The organism is Streptomyces sp. LS-MS-L19 (assembly GCF_058382285.1).
Map to the genome: position 1 here is coordinate 6,144,929 of NZ_JBYCLL010000001.1, position 23,459 is coordinate 6,168,387.

Annotated in this window: 20 protein-coding genes; 14 read left to right on the forward strand and 6 right to left on the reverse strand. The window is 72.7% G+C overall.

Annotated features, from left to right (window positions below; translation table 11 throughout):
• Positions 1 to 6: 6 nt before the first annotated feature.
• Together AC2XR2_RS27520 and AC2XR2_RS27525 are read right to left on the reverse strand one after the other, a co-directional pair.
• Positions 7 to 1,662, reverse strand: coding sequence for a protein kinase domain-containing protein (locus tag AC2XR2_RS27520; RefSeq protein ID WP_491516568.1), 1,656 nt, complete (start codon positions 1,660 to 1,662; stop codon positions 7 to 9).
• Between the two features lie 216 nt (positions 1,663 to 1,878).
• Positions 1,879 to 2,514 carry an RDD family protein gene (locus AC2XR2_RS27525; protein WP_381297526.1) on the reverse strand — a complete coding sequence of 212 codons (636 nt, stop codon included), beginning with the start codon at positions 2,512 to 2,514 and terminating at the stop codon, positions 1,879 to 1,881.
• Positions 2,515 to 2,737: 223 nt separating this feature from the next.
• Between AC2XR2_RS27525 and AC2XR2_RS27530 the strand changes: the two genes are divergently transcribed.
• The 5 genes from AC2XR2_RS27530 to AC2XR2_RS27550 all read left to right on the forward strand — a co-directional run bounded on the left by AC2XR2_RS27530 (position 2,738) and on the right by AC2XR2_RS27550 (position 7,612).
• Entirely contained in the window at positions 2,738 to 3,592 is an 855-nt protein-coding gene (locus AC2XR2_RS27530; RefSeq protein ID WP_123762605.1) for a bifunctional methylenetetrahydrofolate dehydrogenase/methenyltetrahydrofolate cyclohydrolase, read from the forward strand.
• Positions 3,593 to 3,752: 160 nt separating this feature from the next.
• A complete protein-coding gene (locus AC2XR2_RS27535; protein ID WP_381297542.1) occupies positions 3,753 to 4,232 on the forward strand; it encodes a DUF3017 domain-containing protein in 480 nt (159 codons plus the stop codon).
• Positions 4,233 to 4,474: 242 nt separating this feature from the next.
• Entirely contained in the window at positions 4,475 to 4,936 is a 462-nt protein-coding gene (locus tag AC2XR2_RS27540; RefSeq protein ID WP_381297523.1) for a helix-turn-helix domain-containing protein, read from the forward strand.
• A gap of 210 nt (positions 4,937 to 5,146) precedes the next feature.
• On the forward strand, positions 5,147 to 6,334 hold the full coding sequence (locus AC2XR2_RS27545; protein WP_491516569.1) for a helix-turn-helix domain-containing protein: 1,188 nt from the start codon (positions 5,147 to 5,149) through the stop codon (positions 6,332 to 6,334).
• Positions 6,335 to 6,622: 288 nt separating this feature from the next.
• The gene (locus AC2XR2_RS27550) at positions 6,623 to 7,612 is read left to right on the forward strand and encodes a malate dehydrogenase (protein ID WP_381297519.1); all 990 of its coding nucleotides are present in this window, start codon (positions 6,623 to 6,625) and stop codon (positions 7,610 to 7,612) included.
• Positions 7,613 to 7,772: 160 nt separating this feature from the next.
• Here AC2XR2_RS27550 and AC2XR2_RS27555 read toward each other — a convergent pair whose 3' ends face one another.
• On the reverse strand, positions 7,773 to 8,327 hold the full coding sequence (locus AC2XR2_RS27555) for a hypothetical protein (RefSeq protein WP_491516570.1): 555 nt from the start codon (positions 8,325 to 8,327) through the stop codon (positions 7,773 to 7,775).
• On the opposite strand from AC2XR2_RS27555, the gene AC2XR2_RS27560 reads away from it, so the two are divergent.
• Positions 8,311 to 8,778 carry a serine/threonine kinase C-terminal domain-containing protein gene (locus tag AC2XR2_RS27560; RefSeq protein ID WP_491516571.1) on the forward strand — a complete coding sequence of 156 codons (468 nt, stop codon included), beginning with the start codon at positions 8,311 to 8,313 and terminating at the stop codon, positions 8,776 to 8,778. The two genes, AC2XR2_RS27555 and AC2XR2_RS27560, sit on opposite strands and share 17 nt — an antisense overlap.
• A 311-nt stretch (positions 8,779 to 9,089) precedes the next feature.
• On the opposite strand, the gene AC2XR2_RS27565 is transcribed toward AC2XR2_RS27560, so the two are convergent.
• On the reverse strand, positions 9,090 to 10,529 hold the full coding sequence (locus tag AC2XR2_RS27565) for an MFS transporter (RefSeq protein WP_491516572.1): 1,440 nt from the start codon (positions 10,527 to 10,529) through the stop codon (positions 9,090 to 9,092).
• A gap of 93 nt (positions 10,530 to 10,622) precedes the next feature.
• Between AC2XR2_RS27565 and AC2XR2_RS27570 the strand changes: the two genes are divergently transcribed.
• Positions 10,623 to 11,540 (forward strand): LysR family transcriptional regulator, encoded by a 918-nt coding sequence (locus AC2XR2_RS27570; RefSeq protein ID WP_491516573.1) that lies wholly within the window; start codon positions 10,623 to 10,625, stop codon positions 11,538 to 11,540.
• Here AC2XR2_RS27570 and AC2XR2_RS27575 read toward each other — a convergent pair.
• The gene (locus AC2XR2_RS27575; RefSeq protein WP_491516574.1) at positions 11,520 to 12,416 is read right to left on the reverse strand and encodes a bifunctional helix-turn-helix transcriptional regulator/GNAT family N-acetyltransferase; all 897 of its coding nucleotides are present in this window, start codon (positions 12,414 to 12,416) and stop codon (positions 11,520 to 11,522) included. The two genes, AC2XR2_RS27570 and AC2XR2_RS27575, sit on opposite strands and share 21 nt — an antisense overlap.
• A 150-nt stretch (positions 12,417 to 12,566) precedes the next feature.
• Between AC2XR2_RS27575 and AC2XR2_RS27580 the strand changes: the two genes are divergently transcribed.
• The 3 genes from AC2XR2_RS27580 (at position 12,567) to AC2XR2_RS27590 (ending at position 16,230) form a co-directional block, all read left to right on the forward strand.
• Positions 12,567 to 14,348: an AbeC-like domain-containing protein gene (locus tag AC2XR2_RS27580; RefSeq protein ID WP_491516575.1), complete on the forward strand. Its 1,782-nt coding sequence runs from the start codon at positions 12,567 to 12,569 to the stop codon at positions 14,346 to 14,348.
• Positions 14,335 to 14,691 (forward strand): hypothetical protein, encoded by a 357-nt coding sequence (locus AC2XR2_RS27585; RefSeq protein ID WP_491516576.1) that lies wholly within the window; start codon positions 14,335 to 14,337, stop codon positions 14,689 to 14,691. Before AC2XR2_RS27580 ends, AC2XR2_RS27585 begins: the two co-directional genes overlap by 14 nt.
• Before the next feature lie 297 nt (positions 14,692 to 14,988).
• Complete coding sequence (locus tag AC2XR2_RS27590; protein WP_491516577.1) at positions 14,989 to 16,230, forward strand: hypothetical protein; 1,242 nt, start codon at positions 14,989 to 14,991, stop codon at positions 16,228 to 16,230.
• A gap of 72 nt (positions 16,231 to 16,302) precedes the next feature.
• On the opposite strand, the gene AC2XR2_RS27595 is transcribed toward AC2XR2_RS27590, so the two are convergent.
• Positions 16,303 to 17,076, reverse strand: coding sequence for a LolA-like protein (locus AC2XR2_RS27595; protein ID WP_381297503.1), 774 nt, complete (start codon positions 17,074 to 17,076; stop codon positions 16,303 to 16,305).
• A gap of 190 nt (positions 17,077 to 17,266) precedes the next feature.
• On the opposite strand from AC2XR2_RS27595, the gene AC2XR2_RS27600 reads away from it, so the two are divergent.
• From AC2XR2_RS27600 to AC2XR2_RS27615, 4 genes are read left to right on the forward strand one after another with little or no spacing between them, the layout of a single operon-like run.
• Positions 17,267 to 18,793 (forward strand): aldehyde dehydrogenase family protein, encoded by a 1,527-nt coding sequence (locus AC2XR2_RS27600; protein WP_381297501.1) that lies wholly within the window; start codon positions 17,267 to 17,269, stop codon positions 18,791 to 18,793.
• 47 nt (positions 18,794 to 18,840) lie between these two features.
• The gene (locus AC2XR2_RS27605; protein WP_491516578.1) at positions 18,841 to 20,370 is read left to right on the forward strand and encodes a GMC family oxidoreductase; all 1,530 of its coding nucleotides are present in this window, start codon (positions 18,841 to 18,843) and stop codon (positions 20,368 to 20,370) included.
• Positions 20,370 to 21,512 carry a quaternary amine ABC transporter ATP-binding protein gene (locus AC2XR2_RS27610; protein ID WP_491516579.1) on the forward strand — a complete coding sequence of 381 codons (1,143 nt, stop codon included), beginning with the start codon at positions 20,370 to 20,372 and terminating at the stop codon, positions 21,510 to 21,512. Before AC2XR2_RS27605 ends, AC2XR2_RS27610 begins: the two co-directional genes overlap by 1 nt.
• Entirely contained in the window at positions 21,512 to 23,458 is a 1,947-nt protein-coding gene (locus AC2XR2_RS27615; RefSeq protein WP_491516580.1) for an ABC transporter permease, read from the forward strand. Before AC2XR2_RS27610 ends, AC2XR2_RS27615 begins: the two co-directional genes overlap by 1 nt.
• Position 23,459: the final 1 nt, after the last annotated feature.

A 23,459-nucleotide genomic window follows, 5' to 3' on the forward strand; every position in this document is an offset into this window, starting at 1 on the left:
GCGGCGCTACGTGGAACTGCGTAGCGCCGCCCACGTGTTGGGACCCACCTGGCCGTCCACTTCCAGGCCCTTGGCGCTCTGGAACTGCTTGACCGCCGCCTGGGTGTCCCTGCCGAACTCGCCGTCCACGCCCGAACCGCCCACGCTGTAGCCGCGCTTGGTGAGCATGCACTGCACCTGCACGACCCGCTGGCCCTTGTCGCCGTAGTCGGTGAGTTCGGTGCCGGAGTAGTAGGTGCAGCCGGATATCCAGGCGGGGGTGGCCGGGGGAGCGGTGGTCCTGGTGACCGTGGCGGTGGCGGTCGGGGCGGGCGCGCTGCCGCTGCCGGCCCGGGTGGCGGTCGGGGAGGGCGTACTGTCCGGCTCCGGGCTGGTCTCCTCGGCGGCCGCCTGCTGGTTCTCGGCCCTGTCCTTGTCCTTCTTCTTCTCGCCGTCTTCCTTGGCGGAGGCCGAAGGGGAGGCGCTGGGCTTCGCAGACGCCGGAGCGGTCGATGCCGTGGCGCTGGTGGAGACCGTCGGGGTGGCGGCGGCAGGGGACTCGAGGCCCGGCCGGGTGAGCAGGAAGGCGCCGACGGCCACCGCCCCGACGGCGATGCCTGCGACGCCGGCTATGAGGGGCCTCCTGCGTCTGCCGCTCCCGGTCGGCGCGGGCACCGGTGAGAGCACCGGCTGGGTCGGCGTGCGGAAGTGACTGCTCCCCGTGGGCAGGTCCGCCAGCACCGCGCACCCCTGCTGCCGCTCGCGGAGCCGGGCGGCGAGCGGTTCCTGCCAGTGGGCGGCGCGGCCGTGCCCGGCGGCCGTGGCGGCGGCCGTCAGCTGTCCCGGGGTGGGCCGCCCGGCGGGGTCCTTGGCGAGGCAGGCGGCCAGCAGCGAGGCCAGCGCGGGGTCCGACTCCGCCAGTTCGGCCATGACCTCGGCGTCGGGCGCCTCGAAGGCGACCCGGTGCATGACGTCCACGCCGGTCCCGTCGCCGAAGGGGGCGTGCCCGGTGGCGGCGTAGACGAGGGTGCAGCCCAGCGAGAAGACGTCGGAGGCGGCGTCGCAGCGGCCCTCGCGCAGATACTCGGGCGCCATGTACGCGGCCGTGCCGACCCGGTTGCCGGTCGTGGTGATCGCGCTGCTGTCGGCCGCGCGGGAGATGCCGAAGTCGATGACGTGGGTGCCCCGCGGGGACAGGATCACGTTGGACGGCTTGAGGTCCCGGTGCACGACCCCGGCGGCGGTCAGCGCCGACAGAGCCTCGCCGAGTTCCGCCACCAGGCGCCACACCCCGGCCGGTTCCATCAGCCCGCACTCGCGTACGGCGTCGACGAGGGTGAGGCCGGGCAGGTACTCGGTCGCCATCCACAGCAGCGCGTCGTCGAACCCGGTGCCGAGCAGATGCGGTGCGCGGGGCGTGCGGACCCGTCCGTGCACGGCGGCCTCCCGCTCGAACCGCCGCCGGAAGTCCGGCCCTTCGGCGTACTCGGGCCGGATCACCTTCACGGCGGCGAGCCCCGGGCTGCCGTCGGCGTGCCGGGCCAGGTAGACCCGGCCCATGCCGCCGCTGCCGAGCAGCCCGAGCGGGGCGTACGGTCCGATGCGGGCGGGATCGGTGGGCAGCAGCGGGGCCGCGCCGACCTGCCGCAGGGCGGTGTCACCGGCCGTCGGTGTGTCTGTCACGGTTCCCCCGACCTGCCTCTTCTGTCCACAACATGCTCTCCGGTCACGCCAGTCGGCTGACGAGAGGCTATCGCCCCGTCACCGGGGAGCGCCGGGATACGGAGGGAACACCGCCGGACAACGCCCCGGGGCCGTGTCACGGTGTGACACGGCCCCGGGGAGAGGGTGGCGAGGCGGCGACACGGCCGCCGGCCGTCGGTCGTGATGCGGTGGAGCTCAGTTCGTACGGATGACGATGGTGGAGCAGACCTTGTCGGCGAAGGTCTGACGCTTGGCGTCCCAGGCCGGCCACAGCCACCCGAGGTAGCACGCCAGGCTGTCCAGGAAGTGCGCGAGACGCCGGACGAAGGCCATGCCGACGCCGAGGGGCTGGCCGTCGGACTCCCGCACCAGGCGGATGTTGAGCGCCTTCTTGCCGACCGTCTGGCCGGTGCGGCCCTCCATGATGAGCAGCCAGATCGCGAGGCCGATGATGGCCAGGTAGCCGATGATCACCAGGGCCGCCGTCTTGTTGGCCGCACCGATGCCCACGAGGATGTACGGGACGATGAAGACCAGCATGTCGACCAGGGTGCCCGCGAAACGCCGGCCCCAGCTCGCGTACGGCGGCTGGGCGCCGTACCCCGGCTGCTGCGGGTAGCCGTAGGCGGAGGCCGGGACCTGCGGCGCCTGCGGGTAGCCGTAACCGGGCTGCTGCGGGTAGCCCTGCTGCGGCGGGACGCCCTGCGGGGCCTGCTGCGGGTAGCCGTAACCGGGCTGCTGGGGCTGCTGCTGGGGGTAGCCGTAACCGGGCTGCGGCTGCTGGGGGTTCTGCGGCTGTTCGTACGGGTTGTTGGGCGAGCCGAAACTCATGGTGGGAATCCTCCGTGAACGCAAAGGGGACGTTGCGGAATTGTGCGGAGGAACGTCACGAAAAGAGCGGTATGCCCCCCGAACATCAGCCGCGTTACAGCGCCCTCCATCGTTCTAGGAGAGGAGAGCGGTTGTCCAGGCGCATTGCGATGTGTTGTGCAAGTGCAACCCGGATTGGAACCCTGATTGGAACCGGGGGCCGGTCATCCGGGAGGATGGGCACATGACCGCCCAGATTCTCGATGGCAAGGCCACCGCAGCCGCGATCAAGTCCGATCTGACCGCCCGCGTGGCGGCGCTGAAGGAGAAGGGCGTCACGCCCGGCCTCGGCACGATCCTCGTCGGGAGCGATCCCGGCAGTCAGAAGTACGTCGCCGGCAAGCACCGCGACTGCGCCGAGGTGGGCATCGCCTCCATCCAGCGTGAGCTGCCGGAGACGGCCACGCAGGAGGAGATCGAGGCGGTCGTCCGCGAACTCAACGCCGACCCCGCGTGCACCGGGTACATCGTCCAGCTCCCGCTGCCCAAGGGCATCGACGAGAACCGCATCCTGGAGCTCATGGACCCGGACAAGGACGCGGACGGACTGCACCCGATGAACCTCGGGCGCCTGGTTCTCAACGAGCCCGCGCCGCTGCCCTGCACGCCGAACGGCGTCCTCACCCTGCTCCGCCGCTACGGCGTCGAGATCAAGGGCGCGGAGGTGGTGGTCGTCGGCCGTGGCGTGACGATCGGCCGCCCGATGCCGCTGCTGCTCACCCGGCGCAGCGAGAACGCGACGGTGACCCAGTGCCACACCGGCACGCGGGACCTGTCGTCGCACCTCAAGCGCGCGGACATCATCGTCGCGGCGGCCGGCTCCGCCCACCTGATCCGCCCCGAGGACGTGAAGCCGGGCGCCGCCGTCCTCGACGTCGGCGTCTCCCGCAACGCCGAGGGCAAGATCGTCGGAGACGTCCACCCCGGCGTCGCCGAGGTCGCCGGCTTCATCTCCCCCAACCCCGGCGGCGTCGGCCCGATGACCCGCGCCCAGCTGCTCGTCAACGTGGTCGAGGCGGCGGAGCGCGGTGTCGCCTGAGACGGGGGAGCCGGAACGGCGGCCGGGCGTGGAGCCCCGGGGCGCCGGACAGCAGCGTGCGGAGGCGCGGACGGTGGACGGGACACAGGCGCGGGTCGCCGAGGCCGACGAGGACCGTGAGCGTGCCGCGGCGGACACCTCGGCGCCCGCTTCCGACGACGTGAACGCCGCGGAGGATCCCGAGGGGCAGGCCGGGATCGTCGTACGGGATGCGATCAGCGCGCCCGACGTCGACGGGCGGCCGCGGCGGGCCACTCGGCGGTTTCCGCTGTTCACCAGGGACACCGCGCGGCCCGAGGGCGGTGGCCGGGCCGCGCCGCGGGACGCGCCGGCGCCCGCCCGGCAGTGGCCGGTGCTCGCCGTGCTGGCCGCGGTCGGTCTCGGACTGCTGCTGACCGCCCTCGACCGGTTCCGTGTCGGCACGCTCCTGATCGGCCTGGCCCTGCTCGCCGGTGCCGTGCTGCGCTGGCTGCTGCCGGACGTCGGCATGCTCGCCGTGCGCTCCCGGTTCACCGACATCGCGACCTACGGCGTGCTCGGCACCGCGATCGTGCTGCTGGCGATGATGGTGCAGCCGGACCCGTGGCTGGTGATCCCGTTCCTCAAGGACACCCTGCACTTCACGGTCACCAACAGCTGATCCCCGCGCGGGAGGGGCCGGAGGTCCGTCCCCTCCCCCGATGAGGGACGGACCGCCGTCGCGCTTCAGCCTCCCGCGGTGTGAGCGGGCCGTTCAACCGCTGTGGGCCCGCTGTGGCACAGCGGTGACGGTTCCGGCACGGTGTGAGTGACCTGCCACAACCGCCCCGCGGCCAGGAACCGATCCGGCCTCTGACGTCGTCAACTGCCTGGAAGCAGGTGAGGACGGCGTGGAGGTGGGCGATGAGTGGCTGGCAGCCGCTGCCCGGCGATCTGCCGCCGGAGGTGCGGCACTTCGTGGAGCAGCTCAGGCGGCTCAAGGACCGCACGGGGCTCAGCCTGGTCGCCCTCGGCGCCCGCACCGCCTACAGCAAGTCCTCCTGGCACCGCTATCTCAACGCCACCCAGCCGCCGCCCCGCCAGGCCGTCGCCGCGCTGTGCCGGATCGCCGGTCTCGAGGGCACCGACGCCGAACGCCTCACCGTGCGCTGGGAACTCGCGGTCCAGGCCTGGCCCCGGCCGGCGTCCCCGGCCCCGCCGGCCGCCTCGGGGAGCGAGGGATACGAGGACGACCCGACCCTGCCGTGGTGGGACGAGCCGCCGCGGGAGGAACCCGGCGGGATGAACCGGCTGCTGCTGGCCGCCGTACTGCTGCTCGTGCTTCTGCTGGCGGTCGGGGTCGCCGGGGCCGTGGTCTCTGGGTGAGCCGGGAACTGCCGTGACGGGCGTTATTTCCGATGTGTTCCTCGTGTGACGATGTATTGACAAGTTTGCGCTTTTGATACAGCACCGTTCGACAGCGCCGATAACGTGTCGAACTTGCCGATGCACCCGTGCGCCCGTGCCCGAAAAGCTGAGATCCTTGCAGCGCACGTGAGCACCACAGCACCGACCGGGGGGAAAGAGGGGGGAGCAATGCCTCGTTGGAAGGCCTTGCCGGACGACATGGATCCGCAGGTCAGGGAGTTCGCGAGCCAGCTGCGGCGGCTCGTGGACCGCAGCGGCCTGAGCATCGCGGCCGTCGCCGACCGCACGGGTTACAGCAAGACGTCCTGGGAGCGCTATCTGAACGGCCGGCTGCTCGCGCCGAAGGGCGCGATCGTCGCCCTGGCCGAGGTCACCGGCACCAATCCCATTCACCTGACCACGATGTGGGAGCTGGCCGAACGCGCCTGGAGCCGCTCGGAGATGCGGCACGACATGACCATGGAGGCCATCCGGATCTCCCAGGCGCGGGCCGCGCTCGGCGAGTTCGGGGCGCCGCCCGCGCCGGCCAAGAGCGGCAAGGCGGCCCGCAAGAGCGGCAGCGCGACCGCGACGCCGGGGGTGGCGGGGCCCGCGGGGGTCGCGCCCACGGTGCCGCCGCAGCCGACTCCGCAGGAGGCCGACAGCGCCTCTCCGACCGCCAACTCCTGGGGCGTGGCCGGATATCAGGGCCCGTCGCAGGCTTCTTCGGGACGTACGGCCGCCGCCGCGGCGCCCGTCTCGGCCGACGGGCCGGGGTGGACGCCGGGGGCGCCCGGGCCGTACGACCAGCCGCAGGACGCGCGGCCGGGGAGCGGGGGGCCCGGTGGCTCCGGTTCCGGGGGGTCCGGTGGCTCCGGCTCCGGCGGGAAGCGGCGGCTGACGATGTTCCTCGCGGGGGTCGTGGGGGTGCTGGTCGTGGTCGCCGCCGTGTTCTTCCTGGTCGACCCGGGAGGGGACAAGAAGCAGGGGGCCGAGAAGTCCCCGTCGCCGTCCCCCACCGCGTCCGTCTCGCTGCCCGCCGGGGTGAAGTGCAGCGGGGCCGGGTGCACAGGGAAGGACGCCGAGGCGATGGGGTGCAGCGGGAACCTGGTGACCACGGCCAAGACCGCGACGGTGGGGGCGGCCGTGGTCGAGGTGCGGTACAGCGAGACCTGCGGGGCGGCCTGGGGCCGCGTCACTCAGGCGGGCCAGGGGGACAAGGTCGAGGTGACCGCGGGCAAGGTGGCCGAGCAGAGCGGGAGCATCACCGAGGTGGGGGACACGATCGCCTACACGCCGATGGTCGCGGTGAAGGACGCGGCGGAGGCGAAGGCGTGTGTGACGCTGGCTTCCGGGCAGCGGGGGTGCACCGACTGAGCAATTCTTCTCGGCGTGCGCATGGGTTGTTGAATCCCGGGCACGCGAGAACTACCCCCACGGGAGTCCGGACACCGGTACCCCCATACGGCGGCCGCTTCCGTCCCCCCTCTCCCGGACGGGCGGCCGCCTTCTCCGTAGGGGGCCCTGTGGGGTGGGCCACACCGACCCGGACGTTCGGGTCACCGGATGCGCGATAGCCTGACCGGTGGATCTCTTGATGCCGAGAGATCGATCAAACGTCCGGGGCAGGGACGCCCCACCGCCAGCTGTCATACGGAGAACGCCATGACCCGCACTCCCGTGAACGTCACCGTCACCGGCGCGGCCGGCCAGATCGGTTACGCCCTGCTCTTCCGCATCGCCTCCGGCCAGCTGCTCGGCGCGGACGTGCCGGTCAAGCTCCGCCTCCTGGAGATCACCCCGGCGCTCAAGGCGGCCGAGGGCACCGCCATGGAGCTCGACGACTGCGCCTTCCCGCTCCTTCAGGGCATCGACATCACGGACGACCCGAACGTCGCCTTCGACGGCACCAACGTCGGTCTGCTCGTCGGCGCCCGCCCCCGCACCAAGGGCATGGAGCGCGGTGACCTCCTGGAGGCCAACGGCGGCATCTTCAAGCCGCAGGGCAAGGCCATCAACGACCACGCCGCGGACGACGTCAAGATCCTGGTCGTCGGCAACCCGGCGAACACCAACGCGCTGATCGCCCAGGCCGCCGCCCCGGACGTACCGGCCGAGCGCTTCACCGCCATGACCCGCCTGGACCACAACCGCGCGCTGACCCAGCTCGCGAAGAAGACGGGCACCTCGGTCGCCGACATCAAGCGGCTGACCATCTGGGGCAACCACTCCGCCACCCAGTACCCGGACATCTTCCACGCCACGGTCGCCGGCAAGAACGCCGCCGAGACCGTCAACGACGAGAAGTGGCTGGCCGAGGAGTTCATCCCGACCGTCGCCAAGCGCGGTGCCGCGATCATCGAGGCCCGTGGCGCGTCCTCCGCCGCCTCCGCCGCCAACGCCGCCATCGACCACGTGCACACGTGGGTCAACGGCACGGCGGACGGCGACTGGACCTCCATGGGCATCCCGTCGGACGGTTCCTACGGCGTCCCGGAGGGCCTGATCTCGTCCTTCCCGGTCACCACCAAGGACGGCGTCTACGAGATCGTCCAGGGCCTGGACATCAACGAGTTCTCCCGCGCCCGCATCGACGCGTCGGTGAAGGAGCTGGAGGAGGAGCGCGAGGCGGTCCGCGGGCTCGGTCTCATCTGACCGTCCCGACGCCGAGTCTTCTCGACGGCTCTGTCACGAGCCTGCACGGGCCCCGTTCCGGTTCCTTCCGGAACGGGGCCCGTGGCCGTTTTTCGCCCTACGGTCGAAGCCTTACCCGGTGGGGTGATTCGGGGGGATGCGCGATGAACGGCTGGAACGGCTACAGCTCCGGTTCCGGAGCGGAGCACGAACCGAGCGAGGAGAGAGGCCGGGCGGCCTGGAACTCGGGGGAGACGCGGGCGGGGGAGCGGCCGTCGTGGCCCTCGGCCGAAGCGCGGGCGGGGGAGCGGCCGCCGTGGGCCTCGGCCGAGACGCAGACCTCCTTCGTGCCGCCCCGGGACCAGGAGGTCGCGCCGCCGTGGGCCGCGGCGCCGACCCAGGCCTCGCCGCTCGCGCCCGGCTGGGGGACGGCCCCGCCCGCTCCGCCCCGGACCTCGCCGGTGCCGGTTCCCCCGGGTCCCGCGCCCCACCGGGTCCGGCGGGTGTTCGCCGCCCTCACGGTGGCCGTCCTGGTGGGGGTCGCGGTCGGCGCCGGCGTCTGGTTCCTCCTCCGGGACACCTCCCTCGGGTCCCGCTCCGGGGCGGGACCGGCTCCGAAGGTCACGGCCACGTCGTCCTCGTCGCCGTCCGCCGCCTCGTCCGCGTCGCCGGCCTCCACGTCGCCCTCCTCGCCCTCGTCCGGCGCGACCCCGTCGCCGGTGTCCTCCCCGGCCACCGGATACCGCCGCACCCAGGACCCCGTCGGCTACCGCGTCGACGTGCCCCGGGGCTGGACCCGCACCGAGAAGCAGGGCCAGGCCGCTCCCGTGGTGGTCTACGACGCCCCCGCCGACGGTCGCCGGCTCCAGATTTTCCGGATCGCGGAGGACACCCCGGCCCAGTCCCTGGACCTGGCCGAGAACGACCCCGGTTACGGCTTCGCGCGCCAGCCGGGCTACCAGGTCCTCGACCGCGCCTCCGGCACCACCTGGGCCGAACTCGCCTACCGCTACGACGACTCGGACCTCGGCGCCCGCCAGGTCGTCGACCACCGCTTCCAGGCCGCCGACGGCACGCTCTACGCGATCCGCGCCACCGGCCCCGAAGCCCTCGCACCCGCTCTCGTGCGCGAACCGCTCACCAGGGCGCTGGCGTCCTTCTGCCCGACGGGCACGGAGTGCGGCTGAGCCGCTGCCCCGGTCCCCGTCTCCCCGAGGCCCGGAACGGCTCGGCAAGCACCGGCCGCCGTACCGAGTCCGGGAGTGAACGCCCGCATCTGGTCGGCCGGTCGAGCCGGCCGGCGTGGGCGAGCGGGAGCCCGTCCCCGGGCGCCCCGGTCTCCTCGCAGCCGACGGGCCGGGCAGGGGCCGACCAGGACGCGCACCTGCTGTCCGGGGCTACGGAGCAGCAACAGGCCGATGACCGGGTTCAGCAGGGAGGGCACGGCGGCTCCTCGGGGCAACTGGTGCGTGGGCGGGGATGGTTGGGGCCGACCCGCTCAGCGGTCGACCGAACGCGATAGTACTCGTTTCCGGTCGAACGCGATAGTGCGTGACTCTCCGGACCGCTCCCGGTGACCGGCCACCACCAGCACCGTGGCCGCCAGCACCAGCAGGGCGACCGTGCGCAGCGCCGGGCCCATGCCGTGCGCGAGGTCGGGACGGGAGGCCAGGACCGTGCCGGTGACGGCGACCCCGAGGGCCGCGCCGATCTCGCGGGCGGAGGTGCCGAGGCCCGAGGCGAGGCCCGCCCGGTGCGGGGGGAGCGCGGTGGCGACGCCCAGGGTGAGCGCGGGCATGGACAGTCCGGTGCCGGCCGAGATGACCAGCAGCCAGCAGGCGTACAGCGCGTAGGGCGTGCCGGCGTCCACGGTGGACGCGCCGAGCAGACCGAGGCCGATCAGGGCGAGTCCGCCGGCGATGACCGGCATGGGGTGACCGGACCAGCGCGCGGCCAGTCTCGGCAGTACCGCCATGCCGACGATCAGCGGCAGGATCGCGACCCCGGCGAGGGCGGGGCCGTAGCCCTTCACGCCTTGCAGGTACTGCGAGTTGACGTAGAAGAGGGAGAACAGGCCGAAGAAGCCGGTCGCCATGCCGAGGGTCGAGGAGCGCAGCCTCGGCGAGGCGAACAGGCGGGGGTCGAGGAGCGGGGCGCGGGAGCGCAGGGAGTGCGCGGTGAAAGCGGTGAGGAGAACCGCGCCCGCCGCGAAGGCGGTCAGGATGCGCGGCGAGGTCCAGCCGTGGACCGGGCCCTCGATGATGCCGAACAGGGTGGCCACCAGACCCGCCGTGAGCAGCAGGGTGCCGAGCGGGGCGAGTCGCTGTCGCGGGGCGCGGTCCGTGCGCGGGGTGGTGAGGGCGACCGTCACGGCGAGCAGCGCGGCCAGGGGGACCATCAGGGCGAACAGGGCGCGCCAGGTGAGGAACTGGCCCACGAGGCCGCCGCCCAGGTTGCCCAGCATGCCGCCGACTCCGATCGCCAGCGTCCAGGAGGCCATCGCCCGGGCCCGGCCCCCGGGACCCGCCAGACGCATCAGGATCGACATGGTCGCCGGGGTGATCAGCGCGGCCCCGGCCCCGGAGACGCCCCGCCCGGCGACGAGCAGCGCCGGGTCCTGGGCGAGGGCGCTGGTGGCGGCGCCCGCGGCGAACAGGCCCAGGCCGGTGAGCAGGGCGCCCTTGTGGCCGTGGCGGTCACCGAGGGCGCCGGCCGGGATGAGGAGGGAGGCGAAGACGATGACGTACGCGTCGACCGTCCACAGCAGCTCGCTGGACGAGGGGTGCAGTGACGACGAACTCAGCTGCGGGATCAGGAGGTTGATCGCCGCGACCATGCTCTGGGCGACCAGGACGCAGGCGCACAGGGCGAGCAGGGTGGAGCGCTTCAGGGCGGACGCGGTGGGCGTCGGGACCTGGTCGGGGGCAGGTGAGGGCATGGCTCCTCCAGGGAGCGGGCGGTGGTGTGGGATGCCCTGTCACCGTAGGCTCGACGGTGTCCTGCACTCCAGTGCAACCTTTGCAAGGGATCGATGCGTGTGACGCAACTGGATCTGAATCTGCTGGTCGCCCTGGACGTGCTGCTGGAGGAGCAGAGCGTCGGAGGTGCGGCCCGGCGCCTGCACCTGTCCGAGCCCGCCATGTCCCGCACCCTCGGCCGGATCCGCAGGGCGCTCGGCGACCCCGTGCTGGTGCGCGCCGGGCGGCGGATGGTGCCGACCCCGCACGCGCTGGCCGTACGGGCCGAGGTGAGCGCGGTGGTGGAGCGGGCGCGGGCCCTGTTCGCGCCCGGGCGGGACGTCGATCTGCGCACGGTGGAGCGGACGTTCACGATCCTCGGCCACGACACCGTCGCCGCGGCCTGCGGGGCGGCCCTCCTGCGGCGGGCCGCCGCCGAGGCGCCCGGGGTCCGCATCCGGTTCCTGGCCGAGAGCCATGTGGACGTGCCGTTCCTGCGGGAGGGGACCGCCGATCTGGAGGTCGGGGTCGTGGACACGGTGGCGCCCGAGGTGCATGTGGAGGCGCTCCACGAGGACCGCATGGTGGCGGTGGTACGGCCCGGACATCCGCTGCTGGAGGGGGAGTTGACGGCAGAGCGGTACGCCGGGGCCGATCACCTGACCGTGTCCCGGCGGGGCAGGCTGCGCGGTCCGGTCGACGAGGCGCTCGCCGAACTCAGCCTGGAACGGCGGGTGGTGGCGGCGATCGCCACCTTCCCCTCCTCCCTCTTCGTGGTCCGGGACACCGACCTGGTCGGCCTGATCGGCTCCTGGGCGCTGCCGCTCGCCACCGCGCTCGACCTGGTCACCTTCGAAGTGCCGCTGCGGCTGCCGCCGTTGCGGCTGGGACTGGCCTGGCACCCGCGGCACGACGCCGACCCGGTGCACGCCTGGCTGCGGCGGACCGTGCGGGACCTGCTCGCCGACTGGTCAGGGACCCGGGGTCCCTAGCCGCTTCTCGAACCAGTGGTCGCCGTAGACGTGCTCGCTGTACGGCGGGATCTCCGTGTAGCCGCACGCCCGGTACATCGTCTGCGCCTCGATGAGGGACGCGTGGGTGTCGAGGCGCAGGACGGTGAGGCCGCGGGCCGCGGCCGCCGTCTCCAGGGCGGCGAGGAGGCGGCGGGCGAGACCCAGGCGGCGGGCGTCCGGGTGCACCCACACATGCCGGAGCTCGCCGACCCCCGGTTCCAGGCGCCGCAGCGCCCCGCAGCCCACGGGGCGGCCCTCCTCGTACGCGACGAAGAACGCGCCCGCGTGCCCCGAGACCTCCTCGGGGCGGACCAGGTCGGACGGGTCGAAGCCCTCCGGGAAGCGGGCGTCGATGTCGGCGGCGTAGGCGTCCAGACAGGCGCGGGCGTCCGGGGCCGCGCCGTCGACCGGGGTCACGGTGATGCCGGCCAGGCGCAGCAGCCGCCGGGCGGTGCCGATCGCCTCGGTGAGCCGGTCCCGCTGGGGCCCGCTGAGCCCTTCGAGGAGACCGGCCGCGAGGGCGTCGGCCCGGCGGTTCTGCTCCGCCAGCTCGATGCGTCCGGCGGAGGTCAGCTCCACCATGCGCAGCCGGCTGTCGCCCGGGTGGACGCTGACCCGGACCAGTCCCTGGCCCTGGAGGGTCTTCGTCATCCGGCTCAGATAACCGGCGTCCAGACCGAGCCGGTTCCTGAGCTCGCGCAGCGAGACCCCCTCGCCGATCTCGAACAGCAGCCGCGCCTCGCCGAGCGGCCGGTCCTGGCCGAGGTAGTGGTCGTCGAGCGCGCCGATACGGCGGGTGAAGTAACGGTTGAACCGGCGGAACTCCGCCACCTGCTCTGCCGACACCGGGTCCATAATCTTTGACTGTAGTCAAAGGTCTGCCGATTGTCGTCGGGAAGTCCGTCAAACCGGCATTCCGGTTTCCGGTTCCCACCCGCACCTCTATGCTGATTGTTTGTCAACAACCGACGTGAACAAGGGCTTTGCACGCATCGGGGGAGTCGCGTGACTACTACATCCGTACCTCGGCAGCCGCAGGCGGCACCGCCGGGTCCGGTCACACCGCCGCACGCCAGCGAGGCGACCCGCCTGCTGTGCGCCGGCACCTATCTGGATTCCGGTTACCGCGACCGGGTCATCGAGCAACTGCACCTGAACGAACAGCGGATCGTGGCGCCCTCGCTCGGCCTCGACGCGGCCCGGGTGCTCGCGCACGCGCTGCGCGCCCGCCGCCAGGAGCTGCTGTGGGCCGGGGCGATCATCGGCCTGTGGGTGATCGGGCTGCCGCTCACCGGCGGACTGCTGGGCCTCGCCCTCGTCCCCAGCCTCATGCTCGCGATCGCCCCCTGGGTCCGCGGCAAGGGCCTGAACCCGCCGCTCTACCGCCGGCTGCCCGCCTTCCTGATCCGCTGGTGGGGCCGCGTCGGCTTCGCGATCTTCCTCGCCGTCACCCTGTTCGCCGCCTTCGGCGGCGGGGACGACGACCCCACTTACGGCTCCTACTACGGCGAGTCGTCCTCCTACGGCGACTCCTACTTCGGCGGCTCCTACGGCGACTCGCCCGACGTCACGGACTTCCTGTTCCCGGACGTCGACCGGGCCGGCTCACTCATCGGGCCCCTCCAGGCCTGGCTCGTGATCGTCGTCCTCGCCCTGATCGCGGGGTGCGTGGCCGCCCAGCGCGGCCAGTTCGCCCGGGCGGTGGGCGCCGAACTGTCCCCGGAGCGCTTCCCGGACGCGGCCGGCGACCCCGCCGAGCGGGCCGAGGGGCCGCGCTTCCAGCGGCTGAAGGAGCGCATCCGGCTCGAACAGCACGCGCCCCTCGTCATGTACCACGAGAAGCGGCCCTTCTGCGGGGCCGGAGTCGCCTACGAGACCTGGGTCCTCGCCGTAGAGCTGCGGCCCGACGAGACCAAGAAGGAACAGCTCCCGCTCAACAACCGCGCGGTCCTGGAGAAGATCCGCCCGCTGCTCGAACAGCTGCGGCTGCCCTCGGAGTTCGCCGGGCACACGGTCCGCGACCGGCTGCGCTGGCTGGAGATCGACGAGTGCGTGTTCCTGCCCGCGGAGGGGCTGCGCCGGCGCGAGGAGGCGCCGTACCATCCGGGGGCCTTCGAGGAGCACCGGGCGCGGGCGGTCGAGGAGGGCGCCGAGAAGCGGCGGCACTTCCTGCGCATCCGCGTCGGCGGCTGGGAGGAGGAGCTGGTCGTCACGGTCTTCGTGCGCGTCCACACCCAGGGCCGGATGCTCATGCTGGAGATCGCCCCGCATGTGCTGCTGCCGGTGCGCGAGGACTTCAAGGACGCCGACCGCGCGGCGCACAACTACCGGCACAACAACGTCCTCGGCAAGGCCGCCTGGGCGGTGGCCCGGGTGCCGGGCTCCGCGGCCCGTTCCCTCGCCACCCTCGGCAGGGGCGTCGGGTACGTGTGGAAGCTGCTCACCGGCGGGTACGCGGGCGCGCTGCCGGACGGTCCCGCGCTGTCGGTACGGGAGCTGGGCTCCATGGACGAGGGGTCCACCTTCCAGGAGATGGACGCCTACCGCTATCTCCGCAGCGTCCAGGACCGGGTCGCGCACGGCGTGCTGACGGCGCTCGCCGAATCCGGTTACCAGACCGGCGAGTTCGTCCAGAAGATCGTGAACATCAGCAGTGGCGGGGTGCACGTCGAGGGCGGCGTCCACGGCAGTACGTTCGCGGCGGGCAAGTACGCCACCGCGTCTTCGGGTACGGCGGGCGCGGGCGCCGCGTCGCAGAAGGGGAGCGGCAGCAATGGCAACGGATGAACCGGGCGTCAGCATCAGCGGAGGGGTGCACGGCAGCACCTTCGCGATCGGCAGCCACGCGCGTGCCGAGAGCCACCACGGGGTCGCGCCCCAGCGTGACGAGGACGCCGAGGCGCTCCTGACCGCGGTGCGGGAACTCCGCGCGGACCTCACCCGGCTCCGGTCCACGGACGAGACGGCGGTGCTGGAGACCGCGCTCGCCGAGACGGAGGAGGAGATCGTCACGACGGGCCAGGCGGGACCGACCCGCCGGGAACGCCTGCGGGCCCTGCTGGACGACTCACAGGCACTGGTGAGCCTCGTGGCTTCGGCGGGGGCTGTGGCGGGGTTGTTGGGGTTGTGACGGGGGCGGGGCACGGTTGACAGAGGTGGGCATGAGCGGGGGAGTGCTGGACGGACGCCTGAAGGGGGCGGCGGCATGAGCGGGGGCGTGCGGTACTGGAACGAGGAGTCGCAGCGGTGGGAGGACGGGGACGGGACCGGCCCGGTCACACCGCCGCCGTCGCCCTGGCCGGGAGCGTCGCCGACGTGGCCGCCCGGCGTACCGGGTCCGGTGCCGTCGGCTGACGAGCCGGCCACGTCTTCGACCGACGCCGCCCCCGGCACTCCCGCCGGGCCTCCGGCCCCTCCGGTCGCCCCCGTGTGGCCGCCGGCAGCCGGGTCGGACGCGGAGGCCGGGGCGGACGGCGTGAACGCCGGTCCCGAGACGGTCGTCGGGCCGCACGGCGTGAACGCCGGTCCCGAGACGGTCGTAGGGTCGGCCCAGGCGGACGGCGTGGACGCCGGTCCCGGCACGGTCGTAGGGTCGGCCGGGGCGGACGGCGTGGGCGCCGGTTCCGGCACGGCCGTCGGCTCGGCCGCGGGGGCCGGTCCCGGAGAGCCGCCTTCGTCCTTCACCACATCCGCCTCGCCCTCCGCTCCCCCCGCCCCCTCCCTCCCCGGGCCGCCCTCCTCGCCTTCCCCCCTCCCCCCACCTCCCGTCGGCTGGCCCGGCGGAGGTCAAGGCGGGGGCGGCGGTTGGCACGGGCCCGGCGTCGGTGGCAGTGGCTCCGGCGATGGCTGGTCGTCCGTCGAGCAGGTCGGCGGCGGGGGCGTGCCGTCGGCCGAGTGGTCGGGGTCCTCCTGGGCCACCGCGGGGCAACCGGCCGTAGCCCCGCCCGCCCCGGGGCGGAACCGCCGGCTCGTCTGGTCCGTGCTCGTGGGTGCCGCCGCCGTCGGGGTCGTCACCACCCTGGTGCTGACCCTGGTCGTCGGCGGCGGCGACAAGGACGACCAGGGCGGCGGCGGCAGCCCGTCGCCCACGGAAGCCGTCTCGCAGCAGAGCGAACCGGTCGGGTCGCCGACCCCCTCGCCCACCGAGGAGTCGGCCTCCCCGCTCGCCTCGGCACCCGAACTCCCTGCCGGATACGAGCTGTACGAGGACCAGGAGGGCTTCCGTATCGCCCGCCCCGCGGGCTGGACGCGGAGCACCGTGCCGTCCCAGTTCGGCATCGACGTGGTCAACTACCGCAGCGCGGACGGCGAACAGCGGCTCCAGGTGTACCAGATCGCGGAGAGCTCCCCGGAGGAGTCCTTCCGGCTCTACCTCTCCGCCGACACCACCAAGCCGAACGGCTTCGAGAAGCTGGACCTGCGGCCCGTGGACGACGACGGCTTCACCGGCGAACGCCTGGAGTACGTGGCCGACACCCTCAGCGGCGAACCCGACATAGGGCCCTGGCACGTCTACGACGAGCGGTTCGTCGCCCAGGACGGCATGATCTACGCGATAGCCGCCTACGGCCTCCAGAAGGACGGCACCCAGGACGAACTCGAGCTCCTGACCAGCGCGTTGAAGGGATTCTGCGCGCCCTACGCCTGCGACCCGGCGGCCATCGACTGAACCCGCCCCCGGCCCGCGCACCGACCCGCACACAGGCCCGCCCATCGTCTCACGCGTCAGCTCGCGCCCGTGTCACGCGCTCTGCAACTCGTCCCGCAGCCTGTTCACGTCCACGCTCTCGTCCGCCGACGGTGTCTTCGACGGGACCGGCCTGCCGTAGTCCGAGAAGGACAGCGTCATGTCGGTCCCGTCGCCCTTCTGCGTGGCCCGCACCAGCCGGTGCGGGGTGTCCGACGTGACGTACAGGACCACCCGCTTGCCCTCCGAGGTGCCCTTCAGCGGGATCACGTCCGTGCCGTCGACCTTCGTCTCCGCGCCCTTCGTCAGCCGTTCGGCGTCGGAGGAGTCCGCGGTGATGTCCTTCTGGAAGGTGTTCAGATCGCAGGTGTCGGCCAGGCCCTTGAGCATCGCGTCCCGCGTGGAGCCGTGCAGATAGCGGTTCTTGAGGAGCTCGGCCACCGCGTCGCCCTGGCCGCCCGGCACCTGCGCCTTCCAGAACGCGGTGTCCGGCTTCATCCACACCTCGGCGCCCCGCTTGACGATCTCCACACTGCCGCCGCCCGAGCCCATCCTCATCGTGCCGGCGCAGTTGCCGTCCTGGTCGAGGGCGAGGTCCATCGAGACCGGCTGGGTCCTGCTCGTGCGGGTGCCGGCGCTGCGGTCCGTGAGCTTCAGACGGACGGACTCGGCGTCGAGGAGGTTCTTCTTCGCCTGGTCGGCCAGCTCACGCGCGCTCGGATCGTCGGCGGCGGCGACCGGGGCGAGGCCCGGTGCGAGCGGGACCAGGCCCGGCGACAACAGAAGGGCCGCTCCGGCCGCCGTAGCGATCAACACTCTCGGTGCCATGGCGTCACCTCCACACAGGGCACATCCAGCGTACTTTTCGCCCGATTTGCCCGCATGTTCAGTGAGCAAGCGCACTTTCGGCCATCGATTGCGCATGCAATCGAAGGTCCGGGGCATGCGATGACGGTCCCGCTGAGTGACACGGGTGTGACACAGGGGCACTGAACAGGAACGGAAGGCAACACCGATCATGGCCGGACAGCACGCGCGGCAGGAGCCGCAGACCATCCACGCGGGCGGCGAATGGCGCGCAGCCGTTTCCGGGGCCACCCGCGAGATCCTCGACCCCGCCGACGCACGGCCGTTCGCCGTGGTCGCCGAGGGTGACGAGAAGGACACCGATCTGGCGGTCGCCGCCGCCCGCCAGGCGTTCGACTCAGGACAGGGCCCCTGGCCGCTCACCCCCGTCGCCGAACGCGCCGCACTGCTGCGCCGCGTCGCCGATCTTCTCGTACGCGACCGCGAAGAACTCGGCCTCCTGGAGAGCCGGGACGCGGGCAAGACCGTCGAGGAGGGCCGCGTCGACATCGACTGTGTCGCCGACGCCTTCCGCTACTTCGCCGACCTCGTCGCGGGCGAGGCTCCCGGCCGGGTCGTGGACGCCGGCTCGACGGACGTCCACAGCGTCGTCGTACACGAACCCGTCGGTGTGTGCGCGCTGATCACCCCCTGGAACTACCCGCTCCTCCAGGCCAGTTGGAAGATCGCCCCGGCGCTCGCGGCCGGCAACACCTTCGTGGTCAAGCCGAGCGAGATCACCCCGATGACCACGATCGCGCTCATCGAGCTGCTGGTCGAGGCGGGGCTGCCGGAGGGCGTGGCCAACATCGTGACCGGCCCCGGCCACACCGTCGGCGCCCGGCTCGCCGAGCACCCCGACGTCGACCTGGTCTCCTTCACCGGCGGTCTGGTCAGCGGCACCAAGGTCGCGCAGGCCGCGGCGCCCTCCGTCAAGAAGGTCGCCCTCGAACTCGGCGGCAAGAACCCCAACGTGGTCTTCGCCGACGCCTGCGCCACCCCCGAGGGCTTCGACACCGCCGTCGACCAGGCCCTCAACGCCGCCTTCATCCACAGCGGCCAGGTCTGCTCCGCGGGCGGCCGCCTCATCGTCGAGGAGTCCGTCCGGGACCGCTTCGTGGCCGAACTCGCCCGCCGGGCCGGGAAGATCCGCCTGGGCCGCGGCACCGAGGACGGTGTCGAGTGCGGGCCGCTGGTCTCCGAGCAGCAGCGCGCCAAGGTCGAGTCCTACGTCGCCTCCGCGCTGGAGGAGGGCGCGGTGCTGCGTTCCGGCGGCCAGCGCCCCAAGCCCTCGCCCGAGCGCCCTGCCGACGGCTACTTCTACGAGCCGACCGTCCTCGACCGCTGCCACCGCGAGATGCGGGTCGTGCGGGAGGAGGTCTTCGGCCCGGTCCTCACCGTCGAGACCTTCCGCACCGAGGCCGAGGCGATCGCCCTCGCCAACGACACCGAGTACGGCCTCGCCGGCGCCGTCTGGACCGCCGACGCCGGACGCGCCCGCCGGGTCGCGGGGCGGCTGCGCCACGGCACGGTCTGGATCAACGACTTCCACCCCTACCTGCCGCAGGCGGAGTGGGGCGGCTTCGGCAAGAGCGGGGTGGGCCGCGAGCTCGGCCCCGCCGGCCTCGCCGAGTACCGCGAGACCAAGCACGTCTACCAGAACCTCGCCCCGAAGCCCGTGCGCTGGTTCGCCGGCTGAGCTCACTCGCCCTCCCCTCTCTCTCAAGACTTCACTGGAGTACCCCCATGCCCGAGATCAAACAGGAGTACGACTACGTCGTCATAGGCGGTGGCACAGCGGGCTCCGTCATAGCCTCCCGCCTCACCGAGAACCCCGATGTCACGGTCGCCGTCATCGAGGGCGGCCCCAGTGACGTCGGCCGGGACGACGTCCTCACCCTGCGCCGCTGGATGGGCCTGCTCGGCGGCGAACTCGACTACGACTACCCCACCACCGAGCAGCCGCGCGGCAACTCGCACATCCGGCACAGCCGGGCCCGCGTCCTCGGCGGCTGTTCCTCCCACAACACCCTCATCGCCTTCAAGCCGCTGCCGTCCGACTGGGACGAGTGGGAGGAGGCGGGCGCCAAGGGCTGGGGCGCGGTGCCGATGGAGGCGTACTACGCCCGGCTGAAGAACAACATCGTCCCGGTCGACGAGAAGGACCGGAACGCCATCGCCCGCGACTTCGTCGACGCGGCCCAGAAGGCCCTTCAGGTCCCCCGCGTCGAGGGCTTCAACAAGAAGCCCTTCGACGACGGCGTCGGCTTCTTCGACCTGGCCTACCACCCGGAGAACAACAAGCGCTCCTCGGCGTCGGTGGCGTATCTGCACCCGGTGATGGACGAACGCCCCAACCTCACGATCCTGCTGGAGACCTGGGCGTACAGGCTGGAGCTGGACGGCACGCGCGCGGAAGGTGTGCACGTGCGGGCCAAGGACGGCCAGGAGACCCTGATCAGGGCCCGCCGTGAAGTGGTCCTGTGCGCGGGCGCCGTCGACTCGCCCCGCCTGCTGCTGCACTCCGGCATCGGCCCCCGTGCCGACCTCGAAGCCCTCGGCATCCCGGTCGTCCACGACCTGCCGGGCGTCGGCGAGAACCTCCTCGACCACCCCGAGTCGGTCATCGTCTGGGAGACCAACGGCCCGATCCCCGAGAACTCCGCGATGGACTCCGACGCGGGCCTGTTCGTGCGCCGCGACCCCGACCACGCGGGCCCCGACCTGATGTTCCACTTCTACCAGGTCCCCTTCACCGACAACCCCGAACGTCTCGGCTACGAACGCCCGGCGTACGGCGTCTCGATGACCCCGAACATCCCCAAGCCGAAGAGCCGCGGCCGCCTGTACCTGACCAGCGCGGACCCGGAGGTCAAGCCCGCCCTCGACTTCCGCTACTTCACCGACGAGGACGACTACGACGGCCGCACCCTCGTCGACGGGATCAGGATCGCCCGCGAGATCGCGCAGACCGAACCCCTCGCCGGCTGGCTGAAGCGGGAGGTGTGCCCCGGCCCCGACATCACCGGTGACGAGGAGCTGAGCGAGTACGCCCGCAAGGTCGCGCACACCGTGTACCACCCGGCGGGCACCTGCCGCATGGGTGCCGCCGACGACGAACTGGCCGTCGTCGACCCCGAGTTGAGGATCCGCGGCCTGGACGGCATCCGTGTCGCCGACGCGTCCGTGTTCCCGACCATGACCGCCGTGAACCCCATGATCGGGGTGCTCATGGTCGGTGAGAAAGCCGTCGACCTGCTGGGAGGTGGTGCGTGATGAGTACGACCGCGACCATGGAGAAGCCCCCGACCACCGACAACCCGGTGTTCTCCGTCGACGGCCTGTGGAAGGTCTTCGGCCCCAAGGCGGAGCGCGTCCCCGAGGACGCCGAACTGGCCGCCCTGGCCCCCGCCGACCTGCGCGCTCGGACCGGCTGCACGGCGGCCGTCCGGGACGTGAGCTTCGACGTCCGCAAGGGCGAGGTCTTCGTCGTCATGGGCCTGTCCGGCTCCGGCAAGTCCACGCTGGTGCGCTGTCTGACCCGGCTCATCGAGCCGACCGCCGGCACGATCTGCATCGACGGCGAGGACGTCCGCGCGATGGACAGGTCCCGGCTGCGTGAACTGCGCCGGCACCGCGCCGCGATGGTCTTCCAGCACTTCGGCCTCCTCCCGCACCGCACGGTCCTCGACAACGTGGCGTACGGCCTGGAGGTCCAGGGCGTCGGCAAGGCCGAGCGCCGGGCACGGGCCGCCGAGGTCGTCGCCAAGGTCGGCCTGGAGGGCATGGAACAGCGCAAGCCGTCCCAGCTGTCCGGCGGCCAGCAGCAGCGCGTCGGCCTCGCCCGGGCGCTCGCGGTGGACCCGCAGGTTCTCCTGTTCGACGAGCCGTTCAGCGCGCTCGACCCGCTGATCCGGCGGGACATGCAGGAGGAGGTCGTGCGCCTGCACCGCGAGGAGGGCCGCACCATGGTCTTCATCACGCACGACCTGAGCGAGGCGCTCAAGCTCGGCGACCGGATCGCCCTGATGCGCGACGGCAAGGTCGTCCAGCTGGGCACCCCCGAGGAGATCGTCGGCTCCCCGGCCGACGGCTATGTCCGCGAGTTCGTCCGGGACGTGCCGCGCGAGCAGGTCATGACGGTCCGCAGGGCCATGCGGCCCGGCGACTGCGCGGGCCCGACCCATCCGGGCGCCCTCGCCCCCGACGCCGTGGTCGCCGACGCCATCAAGGTGGTCGCCGAGCGCGGCGGCCCGGCGTGCGTCGTGGAGCGGGGCCGCTGCCTGGGCGTCGTCGACCACGAGCGCCTGCTCGGTGTGGTCGCCGGCACGGAACTCCGTGACGGATCCTCGGCGCCGCGGACTTCCGAGGGAGGCTCCGGAACCTCCGGAACGGAGCTTCGCAAGGAGGCCGTCTGATGGCTACCGTCACCGCGTCCACGCCCCGCTCCCTGCCCACCCATCTGCTCAGGCACCGTGCGGTCCACAAGATCCTGCTCATCGCCCTGGCCGCCGCTGTCCTCGTCCCGCTCGCCAACGCCCAGTGGGCCAGCGGCAGTTGGCCGGCCGCACTCACCGTCGACCTCACCAAGCCGCTCGGCAGCGCCAGCGACTGGATCATCGACAACCGTGACAGCCACCCGCTGTTCCTCTACTTCTTCGGCTACCTCAGCAACGCCGTCGTGATCTCCGTGCACGCCGTGTACGTCGTCCTGCTCGAAGCGGGCTGGGCCGGCGTCACCGCGCTCGGCGCCCTGGTGGCCTGGCGGGTCGCCGGTGTCCGGCTCGCCCTGGGCACCGCGGCCGCGTTCCTCGCCTGCGGGCTGCTCGGCATGTGGGTCCCCACCATGCAGACCCTCGCCCTGATGGTCGTCGCCGTACTCGCCTCGGTCGTGGTCGGCGCCCTGCTGGGGCTCGCCGCCGGACTGTCCCGCCGTATGGACAAGGTCCTGCGCCCGGTCCTGGACACCATGCAGGTCATGCCCGCCTACGCCTACCTCCTCCCGGTGGTCCTGATCTTCGGCATGGGCGTGCCCGCCGCGGTCCTCGCCACCGTCGTCTACGCCGCCCCGCCCATGGCCCGCCTCACCGCGCTCGGCCTCCAGGGCGCGGACAAGGGGGTCCTGGAAGCGGTCGAGTCGCTCGGCACCACCGCCCGCCAGCGGCTGCTGACCGCCCGCATCCCGCTGGCCCGCAAGGAGCTCATGCTCGGCCTCAACCAGACGATCATGATGGCTCTCTCGATGGCCGTCATCGCGTCCGTGATCGGTGCCGGCGGTCTCGGAGACCGCGTCTACCAGGCGCTGGCCTCCGTCGACGTGGGCGCCGCCCTCGCGGCCGGCATCCCGATCGTGCTGCTGGCCGTCGTCCTCGACCGGGTCACCGGCGCGGCCGGCGCGGCGGACGGCAGCACCGGGGGACCGGGGCGCGCCGGATGGGCGTACGCCCTCGCCGGGACCGTCGTCGTGGCGGTCGCCGGACGTCTGCTGGGCCGGCTCGACTGGCCCGACGCCTGGACGCTGAACATCGCCGAGCCCGTCAACCGGGCCGTCGACTGGATGACCGCCCACCTCTACTCCGGGGTCCCCGTCATCGGCGGCACCGCCGACTGGGCGGCCCACTTCACCACCTGGATCCTCGACCCGGTCCGCGACGGACTCCAGGGGCTGCCCTGGTGGTCCGTGCTGCTCGTCGTCGCCACCCTGGCCTGGCTGATCGGCACCTGGCGCACCGCGCTCACCGCCGTCCTCGCCATGGCCGCGATCGGTGTCCTCGGCGTGTGGACCCCCGCGCTGGACACGCTGTCGCAGGTCCTCGCGGCCGTCGCCGTCACGCTCGTCCTCGGCTTCGCGACCGCCGTCGCGGCGGCCCGCAGCGACCGCTTCGAGCGGATGCTGCGGCCGGTCCTGGACGTCTTCCAGACGATGCCGCAGTTCGTCTACCTGATCCCGGTCGTCGCCCTGTTCGGCGTCGGCCGCGCGCCCGCGGCCGCGGCGGCCGTCGTCTACGCGCTGCCCGCCGTCGTCCGCATCACCACCCAGGGCCTTCGCCAGGTCGACCCGGCCGCGATGGAGTCCTCCCGGTCCCTCGGCGCGACCAGCTGGCAGCAGCTGCGCCAGGTCCAACTCCCGCTCGCCCGGCCCGCGTTGCTGCTCGCCGTCAACCAGGGCGTGGTCCTCGTCCTCGCCGTCGTCGTCATCGGCGGCCTGGTCGGCGGAGGCGCGCTCGGCTACGACACCGTCTTCGGCCTGGCCCAGGGCGACCTGGCCACCGGTCTGGTCGCCGGTGCCGCCATCGTCTGCCTCGGCCTGATGCTCGACCGGGTGACGCAACCGACGGAACGCAGCAAGAGGAAGGGAGCCTGAC